This is a genomic window from Pseudomonas fluorescens, from assembly GCF_005938625.1.
Classification (GTDB): domain Bacteria; phylum Pseudomonadota; class Gammaproteobacteria; order Pseudomonadales; family Pseudomonadaceae; genus Aquipseudomonas; species Aquipseudomonas fluorescens_BD.
This window is the reverse complement of the sequence record NZ_VCNJ01000009.1, coordinates 35,913-49,914: the sequence shown is the minus strand read 5'-3', so window position 1 is coordinate 49,914 and position 14,002 is coordinate 35,913. Positions and strand designations below refer to the sequence as shown.

The window sequence follows — 14,002 nt, the reverse complement described above, 5'->3', positions numbered from 1 at the left end:
TGGTGTAATTACTGCCGCCTTCGCGAGCAAGCTCGCTCCCACAGGGGAGCGCATTTCAAATGTGGGAGCGAGCTTGCTCGCGAAGGGGCCATCCCAGGCAGCGCAGACTTCACCCGCGCAGCAGCAATCCCCTGACCGCCAAAAATGCCGGGACACCCAGCCCAACCCAACTCAACGCATCCCAAATCCCATCCCCCAGCAACGCCGCAAACAACCCCGCCGCACTGAGCAGTGCAATCACCAACGGCGTACTGAACACCTTCCAGAAATTCGACTGACGCGGCTTCATGCAGAGGCCTCCGCCGTTTCCACTACAGGCTTGGCCGCTTTGCGCCGCACCACCCACAAGTACACGCCACTGGCGAGGACGATGATGGTCAACACATCGAGGGTCGCCCAAAGGATTTTCATCGGCATGCCGCCGTAGTCACCGAAGTGCAGCGGCTGCGACATACCCATGGCGTCCATGTACCAAGGGCGTTCAGCCACGGCGGTGACTTGCAGTGTGGTGGCATCGATCAGCACCGGCGTCAGCAGGTGCGAGGTCAGGTGCGTGCCGCCCTTCATGAACACCGAGTAATGGTGCTCGCTGGAAAAGCGTGTGCCGGGGAAGGCAATGAAATCCGGCTTCATCCCCGGTGCCACTTCAGCGGCGATATCGAGCAAACGCGTGGCCGGCGCCAGGTGGGTCAGCGGAGGCGCATCGCGGTAAGGTTCGATCAGCGCAGTCAGTGCTTCATTGCGCCACGCCGCGATCAACAAGTCGGCGCAAGCGCTGATCACACCGGTCACGCCGACCACCAAGGCCCATGTCAGGGTGACAACACCGATCAGGTTATGCAGGTCGAGCCAGCGCAACCTTGTCGACTTGTCCTGACGCACCGTGCCGAACTTCAACCGGCGCATGAACGGCAGGTATAGCACCGTCCCGGAAACGATGGCCACGACAAACAGCAGCCCCATGAACGCCAGCAGCAATTTGCCCGGCAGCCCGGCAAACATGTCGACGTGCAGGCGCAGGATGAACAGCATCAAGCCGCCGTTGGCTGAAGGCGTTTCCAGCGCTTCACCGGTACGCGCATCGAGCATGAACGTGTGCGACGAATTCGGTTCGGTGCCGGCGGTTTTCGCCATGATCGTCAGCACGGCATTCGGCTCATCGTCATCGAAACCGAAATACTGCACGACTTCATCGGGGCGATGTTTCTCGGCGGCCTCGACCAGTTGCGCCAGATTCAGGCGCGGCGTGTCGGCCGGCATCTCGCGCACTTCGGGCGCATCGCCGAGCAGATGTTCGATCTCGTGATGGAAAATCAGCGGCAATCCGGTCAGTGCCAGCATCAGCAAAAACACGGTGCAGATCAGGCTGGTCCAAGTGTGGATGAACGACCAGCGACGAATTGTTTTACTTTTCATTTCATGACCTTCAAAAACACCAAAGCCGTCCACGAGGGACGGCCTGGTCACAGGGCCTGTTTCAGCTCAATCGCTTACCACTTGTAAGTGGCGCTGGCGACGACACTGCGCGTGTCGCCGTAGTAGCAGTAGAAGCTGTCGCAGGTGGAAATGTATTCCTTGTCGAACAGGTTGTTCGCGTTGACTGCCAGCGACGCGCCTTTGAGGCTGTTGTCCAGACGGCCGAGGTCGTAATGCACGCTCGCGTCGAACACGGTGTAGGCGTCCGCCTTGCCCAGCCAGGTATTGGCCTTGTCGCCGTAGGTGTTGCCGGTGTAACGCACGCCACCGCCAATGCCGAAGCCGTCGAGCACGCCGGCGTGCCAGGTGTAGTCAGTCCACAGCGACGCTTGCTGGTTCGGCATCAGTTGCAGGCGATTGCCCTTGTCGACGCCATTCTGCACTTCGGATTTGGCCAGGGTGTAGGCAGCGATGACTTTCAGGTTGTCAGTCACGTCGGAAACCGCTTCCAGCTCCAGGCCTTTGACTTTCACTTCGCCGGTCTGGCTGGTGATCGACACGTTGTTGACGAAGGTGTTGACCGAGACGTTCTTCTGGGTGAGGTCATACACGGCGGCGGTCAGCAGGGTTTTGCTGCCCGGTGGCTGGTACTTGATACCCAGTTCCCACTGCTTGCCTTCGGTCGGTTTTAGCGAGCCGGTCGAGGTGGCATCGGCACCGGTGGTCGGCTGGAAGGATTCGGCGTACGACAGGTACGGCACGAAACCGTTGTCGAAGACATAGCTGAGCGCTGCGTTGCCGCTGAAGGCCTTGTCGCGCTGAGTGTTGGTGGCATCGCCCTTGTTGATGAACTTTGTGCTGGTGTGCACCCAGTCTTCACGGCCGCCGAGGGTCAGGCGCCACTGGTCAAGGGCCATCTGGTCCTGGATGTACAGGCCGGTCTGGTAAGTTTTCTGGTCATAATCGTAAAACGCGGTGGAGCGCGCCGGGCGCACGATCGGCTGACCGTAGATCGGCGTGATCACGTTGGTGGTCAGGCCGTCACCGAAGATCGAGGTGTAGTTGGTGTTGCTGCGCTGGTGATCAAGGCCCAGCAGCAGGGTGTGGCGGATATCGCCGGTGGCGAAGTCGGCCTGGAAATTGTTGTCGACGGCGAATTGGCTGATGTCTTCTTCGACGCTGGTGCTGGTGCGCTTCACGTTGCCCTGATCATCGACTTGCGCGAACGGGTAGGAACCCGGCGTCAGCGACTGGAACGACAGGTCCGACTTGGTGTAGCGCAGGTTCTGCTTGAACTGCCAGACATCGTTCAGACGATGTTCGAAGGCATAGCCCAGCGCGTAGTAGGTGCGATCGTAATATTCCCAGTCCGGATCGCCCAGATTCTTGTGGTGGGAAATATCACCGAGCGGCGATTTGATCTTGGTGCCCTGCACCGGCAGGAACTGGCTGGTGATGCCGGTATCGTCGCGGGTGAACTGGCTCAGCAGGGTGAATTTGGTGTCGTCGTCGATGTTCCAGGTCAGGCTCGGCGCGATGTTGTAGCGCTTGTTGTCGACGTGATCGACCTGCGTGCCGCTGTCGCGCACGACGCCGCTGAGGCCGTAGAGAAACTGGCCGGCGTCATCGATCTTGCCGGTGCTGGCGAAGTTGATCTGGCGGTGATTGTCGCTGCCGTACTGCAACTGGATTTCGTTGCTGGCTTCGACGCTTGGGCGACGGCTGACCATGTCCAGCAGGCCGCCCGGCGGGGTCTGGCCGTAAACCGAAGAGGCCGGGCCGCGCAGCAGGGCGAGGCGGTCGAGGTTCCAGGTTTCCTGTTTCGGGTTGGCGTACACGCCTTTTGGCAGCGGCAGGCCGTCGAGGAACTGGGTCGGTTCGAAACCGCGTACACGCAGCCAGTCGGCGCGGGTGTCGCTGCCGTAGCTGCTGGCGGTAATGCCCGGCATGTAGCGCACGGCGTCGTCGAGGCTGTGCACGCTGCGGTCGTCCATTTGCTGACGTGTAGCCACCGAGATCGAACGCGGTGCTTCGACCAGCGCGGTGTCGGTCTTGCTGCCAGCGGCGGTGCGAGTGGCGGTGTAGCCTTCGACCGGGCCCCAGGCGCTTTCGAAGTTTTCCACGCCGATGACGGAAGTTTCCGGCAAGGCCAACGTTCCTTCAGGTACGGCCACCAGGGTGTAGGTGCCAGTGCTGCTTTGTTCCAGTTGCAGACCGGTGCCACGCAGGGCCGCGCGCAAGGCGCCGGACGCGTCGTACTGGCCGTTGACCGGTGCCGAGGTCTTGCCTGCCGCCAGTGACGGATTGAGCGACAGCGCAATCCCGCCCTGGCTGGCGATCTGGTTGAGGGTCGTCGACAGTGGCGCCGCCGGCAGATTGTAGGCACGCACGCTGGACGCTTGTTCAGCGGCGAGCAACGGACTGCTGATCAGCGGTGCGCTGAGCGCGATGGCGACAGCCAGCAGACTGGGGCGCAACAAGGTGTCTAGCGAACGGGACATACGGCGGCTCCTGAATGGAAATATTTCTCAATTGCCTGTGTGCCGGATGAAAAGCAAAAAGTGATAGGGCTGGATGAAAATAATTTCTATTAGCCGGAAAACAGCCACATTTCTGCGGGGTTGATCGTTCCCATGCTCCGCGTGGGAATGCCTCAATGGACGCTCTGCGTCCGCTTCGGCAGGGACGCAGAGCGTCCCGGGCTGCATTCCCACGCAGAGCGTGGGAACGATCAGGTCAAGGGGAGGAGGGCTCGGCCTTCGCGACAGTGACCCAATACGGCGTATGCCGCTCGATCTGCACCGGCAGGGTCGGCAGCAATGCGCTCAAGGCTTTATCGGTGTCATGCAGCGGGAAGCTGCCGGTAATCCGCAAATCCGCCACTTCCGGCGCCACGCCCAGATGCCCGCGACGATAACGCCCCAGTTCATGCACCAGATCGCCGAGGCGCGCGTTATCCACCACCAGCATGCCGCGCGTCCAGGCATCGGCGCCGGGAGTGAGCGTGGCAATCGAGCCGAATCCGTCACTGCGCAGCAGCACTTGCTGGCCTTCATGGAGAATTTGCTCTTCAGGGTTGGATTGCGGGTGCGCCGCGACCGCCGACTGCAACACGCTCAGGCGCGTGCCTTCGTCTTCACGCTTGACCAGAAACCGCGTACCCAGAGCGCGCATGCTGCCTTCGCGGGTTTCAACGATGAAGGGCCGCGCATCGCCATGACCGGTCTCGACGAGAATTTCGCCTTCCTGCAAAACGATCAATCGGCGCTTCTCATCGAAGCGCACATCCACCGCACTGTGGGTGTTCAGATTCAGCACGGTGCCGTCAGCCAGACGTACGATGCGCTGCTCACCGGTCGCGGTGCGTTGATCGGCGAGCCAGTAATCCAGCGGCAGAAAGCGTTCGCTGGCAAACAGGCCCACACCGACCAGCACCACAACGCTGGCCAGCCCACTGCCGAGCTTGCGTACCCGTCGCCGAATGCCTTCGCGCGATTGCAGCAAGGCGCTGCGGGCCGGGCCTTTGGCCACGCTGAATCGCTGATCGAGCATGCCCAGCTGGCGCCAGGCGCGGGCGTGTTCTTCATGGGCCGCATGCCATTTGGCGAACTCCTCGCGCTCCAGCGGACTGCTCGAATCGAGGGTCAGTTGCCAGGCAATCGCCGCGTCCAGCACATGGGCCGGCACCGGTCTGGAACTGGCCGGACTCATGTCGGTTCCCCGTACAGGGCGATGTAGCACTGCCGAATGCCTTGCGCCAGATACTGGCGCACACGCGGCACCGAAACGCCGAGCTTGTTGGCGATCTCGGCATGGCTGAGGCCATCGAGGCGGTTATAAAGGAAAGCGGCACGGGCCTTGGTCGACAGTTTGCCGAGCAAGCGGTCGATGGCTTTGAGGTCTTCGAGGATCATTTGCTGTTCTTCCACCGAAGGTTGTTCGCCTTCGGGGATCAGCATCAGTTCGGTGAGGTAGGCCTGTTCCAGCGCCGCGCGGCGGAAGTAGTCAAACAGCAGACCTTTGGCGATCGCCACCAGAAAGGCGCGCGGCTCGCGGGGCGTCAGCATTTCGTTGCGACCGAGCAGGCGCACAAAAGTGTCCTGACTGAGGTCTTCGGCGCGCTCTGGGCACGCCACATTGCGTCGCAGCCATGCCAGCAGCCAACCGCGATGGTCGCGATACATCGCACCGACGAGCTCACTGTTAGGGCTTGGGACTGACGACACCGGACATCACCGATTGGGAAATGTTAACTAACGCGAATTGTTCGCGATTGTGGCAGAGGTGGGAATGGTTAGCAATTGGCCACTGGTCAGGTGGGCGTTGAAGGCGAACCCTCACCCTAGCCCTCCCGAAACGTCGGACCGCCCAGAGGGAGAGGGGATCGATTGGGGGATATTGACGCAATACACCGACGTGAAAGATTTCTGCTGAATCCATAATCGACTCGGTTTCTCAGGTCGATGGAAAACCCGAGACACCTCGGTAGGCTCCCTCTCCCTCTGGGAGAGGGCTGGGCGGGCGGCGTTCCGATGAGGGGCTTTTGATTTAAAACGAAGGCGCCTGCTGCCTACGCTTCCACTGACTCAATCGCTGATGCAAATTCAACGGACTATGAATCTGCTGCCCTCGCGCCCGGCTGAACAGAATCAACGCCAACTCCGCCGTGGCCAGCGCATCGGCACTCGCATTATGCCGTTCGAACACCTCAAGCTTGAACCAGTCGATCCACTCATCCAGCCCGGCCTCACGAATATTCGCCTGCGGACACACCAGCGGCGCAATGTCGGCAACATCGAGAAACACCGGCTGCAACTTGTGCCCCAGATGCTCCTTCAACGCGCGCCCGAGCATGTGCTGATCGAACGGCGCATGAAACGCCAGCACCGGGCTGTCGCCAACAAACTCCAGCAATTCCAACAACGCCTCGGCCGGCTCACTGCCCGCGGCAATCGCATTCGGCCCCAATCCGTGAATCAACACGCTGGGGCTGAGCTTCAATTCGCGACATTGCAACGTGCGTTCGAACTGCTGACTGAAATCGATCGCGCCGTCCTCGATCACCACCGCGCCAATCGACAACACACGATCCTTGTTCAGGTTCAGTCCGGTGGTTTCCAGATCCAGCACCACCCAACGTTGTTCACGCAACGTGCATTCGCGCAGTTCAGTGATCGCCGGCAGCTTCGCCAGACGCTGTTGCAAATCCGCTGGCACCACCGGACTTGTCGGACGTAGCCACGAGAACAGGCTCATAGTTGATACCGCAACGTCAGGCTGCTTTGCAGGCGCTGGGCCTGGCGCAACGATTCACGCAGGATGCGTCGGTCGAGATGATTGAGGCTGTCCGGGTCGACTCGGTTGGAGTAGGGCAGATTCTCCCGCGTTTGCAGTTGATGCTGTTGCATGCGCGTCTGCTGAATGAAGTGATAGGCCTCTTCATACGCCGCGCCATCCAGTCGCTCGATGACTTCTTTCTCGACCAACTGCCGGAAGCGCTCAAGGGTGTTGTTGGCGTCGATGCCATTGGCCAGCGCCAGCAGTCGCGCGCCATCCACGAACGGCGTCAGCCCCTGCACCTTGAGGTCCAGCGTGGCTTTCTCCCCATTCTTGCGCGCCAGCACAAACTCACGGAAACGTCCCACCGGTGGGCGATTGCGCAGGGCGTTCTCGGCCATCATGCGCTGGAACAAACGGTTGTCGCCGACCTGATCAAGAATGCCCCGGCGCAGTTGTTCACAGCCTTGTTCATCACCCCAGACCACGCGCAAGTCGAAATAAATACTCGACCCGAGCAGATTCTCCGGCGTCGCCTCACGAATAAACGCCGCAAAGCGCCGTGCCCATTCTGCCCGCGACAGGCACAGCTCGGGGTTGCCGGCCATGATGTTGCCTTTGCACAGGGTGAAGCCGCACTGCGCCAGGCTCTGATTGATCTGCTGGGCCAGCGGCAGCAGCTTGCCGCGAATCTCCGCCGCATGCGCGGCATCGCGGGCGTCGAACAGAATGCCGTTGTCCTGATCGGTGTGCAGGGTCTGCTCGCGGCGGCCTTCGCTGCCGAAACACAGCCAATTGAACGGCACGCCGGGATCGCCTTTTTCGGCGAGGGTCAGTTCGATCACCCGGCACACGGTGTGATCGTTGAGCAAGGTGATGATATGGGTGATCTGCGTCGAAGACGCACCGTGGGCGAGCATGCGCTCGACCAGTTGGCCGATCTCGCCGCGCAGGCTCACCAGTTGTTCGACGCGCTGGGCGCTGCGGATCGTCCGGGCCAGATGCACCAGGTCGACCCGTTGTAGCGAAAACAGATCGCGCTCGGAGACCACGCCGCACAAACGCTGATCCTTGACCAGACAGACGTGGGCGATATGCCGTTCGGTCATGGCAATCGCCGCATCGAACGCGCTGTGGTCCGGCGAAAGATAAAAGGGCGAAGGCGTCATGTGGCGCTCGATGGCTTCACTGAAATCACCGATGCCAGCAGCCACCACATGGCGCAAATCACGCAGGGTGAAAATTCCCAGCGGTGACTTGTGTTCATCCACCGCAACGATGCTGCCGACCTGTTGCTCGTGCATCAGCTTCACCGCTTCACGCAGTGGTGTGTCGGGACTGCAGGTCACCGGGTGACGCATCGCCAGTTCGCCGAGGCGGGTGTTCAGCGAATATTGCGTGCCGAGGGTTTCCACGGCTTTCTGCTGCACTTGCTGATTGACCTGATCAAGCAGGCTACTGACCCCGCGCAAGGCGAAGTCACGAAAGGCATTGGAGAGGGCGAACAGTTTGATGAACGCCAGTTTGTTCAGCTGCAGGCAGAAGGTGTCCTCGCCGGCCAGATGTTCGGTGCGAGTCGCGCGTTCACCGAGCAATGCAGCCAGCGGAAAGCATTCGCCGGTGGTGATTTCAAACGTGGTCTCGGTGCCGGGTTTGGTGATGTGCTGACGTTCGCCGACCACCCGACCCTGTTTGACGATATAGAAGTGTTCGACCGGGCCGTCGGCGGGTTTGATGATGCTCTCGCCCTGAGCGTAAAACCGCAGTTGGCATTGCTCCACCAGATACGCAAGGTGGGCATGTTCCATCTGATTGAAGGGCGGGAAGCGCTGGAGGAATTGCAGGGTGCCCTGAATGTTCTGCAATACCGCGGTTTTCCCTGCCTGGATGAAGGCGTCCGCTTTACTCATAACCATTACCGCAGTCTTTTTCGAATTGTTGTTGTCGGATCGTTACGGCCATGGTCGACCCCTACGGACAGGGTGCCCATTGGACGTAAGTCTAGGTTTTGCCACCATTGGCGCCGTTTCGGAGATGCCCTACGCAAACAGTCGGAAATTCCTCGGTCTACCCCCTTGGAAAAAAATCCGACGAAGTGCACATTGAAGCTCTGCCCAGCGATGTCTGACCACTTGCCAAGGGACTGTTTTGAATACTTAGAGAACGCCATGTCCGACCACGATATTTTGAGCGATGCCGAGCGAGAAGCGCTCAGTGCAGTCATGCTCGAGCCTGACTTGCCACCGCAGCGTGTGTTGATCGTTGATGACGACAAGGACGCCCGGGAGCTGTTGTCGGAAATTCTCGCGTTGGACGGTATTCGTTGCATGACTGCGGCCAGTGGTGAAACAGCGCTGAAGATGCTCGCGGAAAAAACCTCGATTGGGCTGGTGATCACGGATCTGCGCATGGGCAATGTCGATGGCCTCGAGCTGATCCGCCAGGTGCGTGAGTCGGTGCGGGCGGCGCTGCCGATCATCATTGTTTCCGGCGATGCCGATGTGAAAGACGCGATTGCGGCGATGCATTTGAGCGTGGTGGATTTTTTGCTCAAGCCGATTGATACGGGCAAGTTGCTCGGTCTGGTCAAACACGAATTGGGTATTGACCCCTAAGAGCCCCTCACCCTAACCCTCTCCCAGAGGGAGAGGGGACTGACCGCGGTGAATGTGCAAGGTCCACCGACTTGAAATTCCTCAGTCGAACTCCGGTTTTGAAAAGCAAAAAGGTCGGCTCCCTTTCCCCCTCTACCCCTTGGGGGAGAGGGCTGGGGTGAGGGGGATCGATCTCAAGCCCTCCACAAATACCAGCCCACACCGCACTAACAAAAAAGCCCTGATCTCTCGATCAGGGCTTTTTCATGTCCGGCATTCAGCGCAAGTTACAGGCCGTTGGCCTTCTTGAACTCGCGACGACGACGGTGCAGAACCGGCTCGGTGTAACCGTTCGGCTGCTTGGTGCCTTCAACCACCAGTTCGACCGCCGCCTGGAAGGCGATGTTGCTGTCGAAGTTCGGGGCCAGCGGACGGTACAGCGGGTCGTTGGCGTTCTGACGATCCACCACCGGCGCCATGCGCTTGAGGCTTTCCATCACTTGCGCTTCGGTGACTACACCGTGGCGCAGCCAGTTGGCGATGTGCTGGCTGGAGATACGCAGCGTGGCACGGTCTTCCATCAGGCCGACGTCATTGATGTCCGGTACTTTCGAGCAGCCGACACCCTGGTCGATCCAGCGCACCACGTAACCAAGAATGCCCTGGGCATTGTTGTCCAGTTCGTTCTTGATCTGCTCTGGGGTCCAGTTCGGGTTGACCGCCAGCGGGATGGTCAGGATGTCGTCGACCGACGCGCGAGCACGTTTGGCCAGTTCGGCCTGACGGGCGAATACGTCAACCTTGTGGTAATGCAACGCGTGCAGCGCAGCAGCAGTCGGCGATGGCACCCAAGCGGTGTTGGCGCCGGCCAGCGGGTGAGCGATTTTCTGCTCGAGCATCGCCGCCATCAGATCCGGCATCGCCCACATGCCTTTACCGATTTGCGCACGACCTTGCAGGCCGGTGCTCAGACCGATATCGACGTTCCAGTTTTCATACGCACCGATCCATTTCTCAGCCTTCATGTCAGCCTTGCGTACAACCGGGCCGGCTTCCATGGAGGTGTGGATTTCGTCGCCGGTGCGGTCGAGGAAACCGGTGTTGATGAACACCACGCGCTCGCTGGCTGCCTTGATGCAGGCCTTGAGGTTGACCGTGGTACGGCGTTCCTCGTCCATGATCCCGACTTTCAGCGTATTGCGCTTCAGGCCCAGCACGTCTTCGATGCGGCCGAACAGCTCGTTGGTGAACGCTGCTTCTTCCGGGCCGTGCATCTTCGGTTTAACGATGTACACGGAACCGGTGCGAGTGTTGCGGCGTGAGGTGTTGCCATTGAGGTTGTGCATCGCCGCGAGGCAAGTGACCAGACCGTCGAGAATGCCTTCCGGCACTTCGTTACCGTCTTTGTCGAGGATCGCGTCGATGGTCATCAGGTGGCCAACGTTGCGCACGAACAACAGCGAACGACCGTGCAAGGTAACTTCACCGCCATTTGGTGCGGTGTAGGTGCGATCCGGGTTCATGGTGCGGGTGAAGGTCTGGCCGCCCTTGGACACGGATTCCGCCAGGTCGCCCTTCATCAGGCCGAGCCAGTTGCGGTAGATCACCACTTTGTCGTCAGCATCGACGGCGGCCACGGAGTCTTCGCAGTCCATGATGGTGGTCAGTGCCGCTTCCATCAGGATGTCTTTGACGCCGGCAGCGTCGGTCTGGCCAACCGGTGTGGTGGCGTCGACCTGGATTTCGAAATGCAGACCGTTGTGTTTCAGCAGGATCGCGATTGGCGCGTTGGCGTCGCCCTGGAAACCGATCAGTTGTGCATCATCGCGCAGGCCACTGTTGCTGCCGCCCTTGAGGGTGACCACCAGTTTGCCGTCGGCGATTTTGTAGCCGGTCGAATCAACGTGGGAGCCAGCAGCCAATGGCGCGGCTTCGTCGAGGAACGCACGGGCGAAGGCGATGACTTTGTCGCCACGCACCTTGTTGTAGCCTTTGCCTTTTTCCGCGCCACCGTCTTCGCTGATCGCGTCGGTGCCGTAAAGGGCGTCGTACAGCGAACCCCAGCGGGCGTTCGAGGCATTGAGAGCAAAGCGAGCGTTCATCACCGGCACAACAAGTTGCGGGCCGGCGGTACGGGCGATTTCATCATCGACGTTTTGCGTCGTTGCCTGGAAATCAGCCGCTTCTGGCAGCAGATAACCGATTTCTTGCAGGAAGGCTTTGTAGGCCACGGCGTCGTGCGCCTGACCGTTGCGTTCCTGATGCCAGGCGTCAATACGAGCCTGGAAGTCATCGCGTTTGGCGAGTAGGGCTTTGTTCTTCGGCGCCAGGTCATGAATGACCTTGTCGGCACCTTCCCAGAATTTTTCGGCGGTGAGGCCGGTACCGGGAATGGCTTCGTTGTTCACGAAGTCGAACAGGACTTTGGCGACCTGCAGGCCACCGACTTGAACGTGTTCAGTCATTGCTTGCCTCACTCTGCTCAGCTATTTCGCTTTTCAGCTCTTCAATTTGACAATGAAGCCTCTGGCCATTTAAACCACAAACCTGCCGACCAGTACATGCCATTGCTGGCGGCTGGGCTGGGACCAATCAACGGCTTGGGGCCTTGCTGACGGGGCTTTCAGGGTTGCGAACAGGCCTTGGGCAGACATCGATTCAGCGTTATGTAGTGCGCGCTGCGGCATACTACATGATGAGTTGCGCTTGTGAAAATCAGACTAATTACGTCGTTCTGCGACCTCATGTCGCATTGCGGTCACATCGCGGAACGGGATGTTCTCAAAAAACCGATGGATTGTTCCAGCTAAATATAAAAAGTTGTACACGATTTGTCGTTTCGGGCGTCTGAGGCGGCTGACCATCCCTTGCCTATACTTGCCCTTCTACAACAAAAGTCATGACAAGAGGGCTGCGCCATGGACCATCTCGTACTCACCGTTTTCGCCCCGGACAAGCCCGGGCAGGTCGAGCGCATCGCCCAATGCATTGCCGAACACGGCGGTAACTGGCTGGAAAGCCGCATGTCGCGGATGGCCGGGCAGTTCGCCGGGATTCTTCGAGTGGGGGTACCGGCAGAGGCTTACGACGAATTAGTCGATGCCTTACAAGCACTGTCGACTCATGGTATCCGCGTACTGATTGCCGAAAGCGGTATCGAGCAGTCCTGTACCTGGAAACCGATCGCCATGGAGTTGGTGGGCAATGATCGGCCCGGCATCGTGCGTGACATCACCCGGTTGCTCAGCGAACAGGGCGTCAACCTTGAGCGGCTGGTGACTGAGGTACGACCAGCACCGATGAGCAGTGAACCGCTGTTCCACGCTGAGGCGATTCTTGCAGTGCCACTGACCCTGTCGCTTGATGTCTTGCAGTCGCGCCTGGAAACCCTGGCTGACGATCTGATGGTAGAACTGGTGTTACGCACAGACGTTTAAGCGCCGATCAGGTTATCCAGTTTAATCGTGCACCTGCCTGTGGATAACCTGTAGAGACACCCCGCAACGCGAGGCCCGCCCTGGCTTTGCTGCAGGTGATCAAAAAACCGCCAACATTCAGTGACTTGCACACAAACGGCGGGGATCACGCTGTGGATAACCTTGGGAAGGAACGATGCAGGCCACGAGAAACGTGGCCTGTGAGGGTTTGTGCGTTTTTTGATCAGCTACGCCGACGCAAACTGATCACCGCATCGACGCTGTAAACGGCCAGACCGGCCCAGATGAAGATAAACGCCACCAGTGTGCTGGACGATAGATGCTCATCGAACAGCAACACCGCTTGCAACAGCACCAAGGTCGGCGCCAGGTATTGCAGGAAGCCGATCGTGGTGTACGGCAAGTGGCGCGTGGCGGCGTTGAAGCACACCAGCGGGACCAATGTCACTGGACCGGCCGCCACCAGCCACCAGGCTTGGGACGTGGTCCAGAACTCCGGTTGCGCGCTGGTTGCGGTTTGGTTGAACAGCAGCCAGGCGATGGCAATCGGCACCAGCATCCAGGTTTCCACCACCAGCCCCGGCAATGCCTTGACCGGTGCCTGTTTGCGGATCAGACCATAGAAACCGAACGTCAGCGCCAGCACCAGTGACACCCACGGCAAACTACCGACTTGCCACACTTGCTGCGCCACGCCCACTGCTGCCAAACCGACCGCGACCCATTGCATGCGCCGCAGTCGCTCGCCAAGTATCAACATGCCCAACAACACGTTTACCAGCGGATTGATGTAATAACCGAGACTCGCCTCAAGCATCCGCCCGTTGTTCACCGACCACACGTAAGTCAGCCAGTTGGCCGCGATCAACGTGCCGCTCAGCGCGAGAATCGCCAGACGTTTGGGGTTGTCGAGCAACTCGCGCAACCAGCCCGGGTGTTTCCACACCATCAGCAACAGCGCACCAAACAGCGCCGACCACAGCACCCGGTGGATGATGATCTCGACGGCCGGCACTTCGGCGATGGCTTTGAAGTAAATCGGGAACAGGCCCCAGATGATGTAGGCACTCAGGCCCAGAATGTACCCGCGACGCGGGTTGGCGGCTTGCATGCAGAATCCTTGCTCAGGCAGCTAACAAAGGAGGGATTGTAAGGAGGTTGTATAGATGTGTCGTGTCAGAAAGCGAAAAGATCGCAGCCTTCGGCAGCTCCTACAGGGATATGCATTCCAAGGTAGGAGCTGCCGAAGGCTGCGATCTTTTGATCTTTTTGAGCTTT

The 14,002-nt window shown here is 59.7% G+C and carries 11 protein-coding genes; 2 read left to right on the top strand and 9 right to left on the bottom strand.

Annotation, left to right across the window (positions count from 1 at the left end; genetic code table 11):
• Positions 1-109: 109 nt before the first annotated feature.
• The 7 genes from FGA82_RS08090 to FGA82_RS08060 form a co-directional block, all read right to left on the bottom strand.
• Positions 110-289, bottom strand: coding sequence for a hypothetical protein (locus FGA82_RS08090; protein WP_141126681.1), 180 nt, complete (start codon positions 287-289; stop codon positions 110-112).
• The gene (locus FGA82_RS08085) at positions 286-1,416 is read right to left on the bottom strand and encodes a PepSY-associated TM helix domain-containing protein (protein ID WP_141126680.1); all 1,131 of its coding nucleotides are present in this window, start codon (positions 1,414-1,416) and stop codon (positions 286-288) included. The genes FGA82_RS08090 and FGA82_RS08085 overlap by 4 nt, the downstream gene beginning before the upstream one ends.
• A gap of 74 nt (positions 1,417-1,490) precedes the next feature.
• The gene (locus FGA82_RS08080; protein WP_141126679.1) at positions 1,491-3,917 is read right to left on the bottom strand and encodes a TonB-dependent siderophore receptor; all 2,427 of its coding nucleotides are present in this window, start codon (positions 3,915-3,917) and stop codon (positions 1,491-1,493) included.
• 235 nt (positions 3,918-4,152) lie between these two features.
• Positions 4,153-5,127, bottom strand: a complete 975-nt coding sequence (locus FGA82_RS08075) for a FecR domain-containing protein (RefSeq protein ID WP_141126678.1) — start codon at positions 5,125-5,127, stop codon at positions 4,153-4,155.
• Positions 5,124-5,600 carry an RNA polymerase sigma factor gene (locus FGA82_RS08070; protein WP_249384227.1) on the bottom strand — a complete coding sequence of 159 codons (477 nt, stop codon included), beginning with the start codon at positions 5,598-5,600 and terminating at the stop codon, positions 5,124-5,126. The genes FGA82_RS08075 and FGA82_RS08070 overlap by 4 nt, the downstream gene beginning before the upstream one ends.
• A 364-nt stretch (positions 5,601-5,964) precedes the next feature.
• Complete coding sequence (locus FGA82_RS08065; protein WP_141126676.1) at positions 5,965-6,672, bottom strand: 3'-5' exonuclease; 708 nt, start codon at positions 6,670-6,672, stop codon at positions 5,965-5,967.
• The gene (locus tag FGA82_RS08060) at positions 6,669-8,603 is read right to left on the bottom strand and encodes a putative nucleotidyltransferase substrate binding domain-containing protein (protein ID WP_349305993.1); all 1,935 of its coding nucleotides are present in this window, start codon (positions 8,601-8,603) and stop codon (positions 6,669-6,671) included. The genes FGA82_RS08065 and FGA82_RS08060 overlap by 4 nt, the downstream gene beginning before the upstream one ends.
• Positions 8,604-8,861: 258 nt before the next feature.
• Between FGA82_RS08060 and FGA82_RS08055 the strand changes: the two genes are divergently transcribed.
• Positions 8,862-9,308 carry a response regulator gene (locus tag FGA82_RS08055; RefSeq protein ID WP_141126674.1) on the top strand — a complete coding sequence of 149 codons (447 nt, stop codon included), beginning with the start codon at positions 8,862-8,864 and terminating at the stop codon, positions 9,306-9,308.
• Positions 9,309-9,574: 266 nt separating this feature from the next.
• Here FGA82_RS08055 and FGA82_RS08050 read toward each other — a convergent pair whose 3' ends face one another.
• Positions 9,575-11,752, bottom strand: coding sequence for a malate synthase G (locus FGA82_RS08050; protein ID WP_141126673.1), 2,178 nt, complete (start codon positions 11,750-11,752; stop codon positions 9,575-9,577).
• A 453-nt stretch (positions 11,753-12,205) separates the two neighbouring features.
• Between FGA82_RS08050 and FGA82_RS08045 the strand changes: the two genes are divergently transcribed.
• A complete protein-coding gene (locus FGA82_RS08045; RefSeq protein ID WP_034155036.1) occupies positions 12,206-12,724 on the top strand; it encodes a glycine cleavage system protein R in 519 nt (172 codons plus the stop codon).
• Positions 12,725-12,947: 223 nt separating this feature from the next.
• Here FGA82_RS08045 and rarD read toward each other — a convergent pair whose 3' ends face one another.
• Positions 12,948-13,835, bottom strand: coding sequence for an EamA family transporter RarD (rarD, locus tag FGA82_RS08040; protein ID WP_141126672.1), 888 nt, complete (start codon positions 13,833-13,835; stop codon positions 12,948-12,950).
• Between the last annotated feature and the right edge of the window lie 167 nt (positions 13,836-14,002).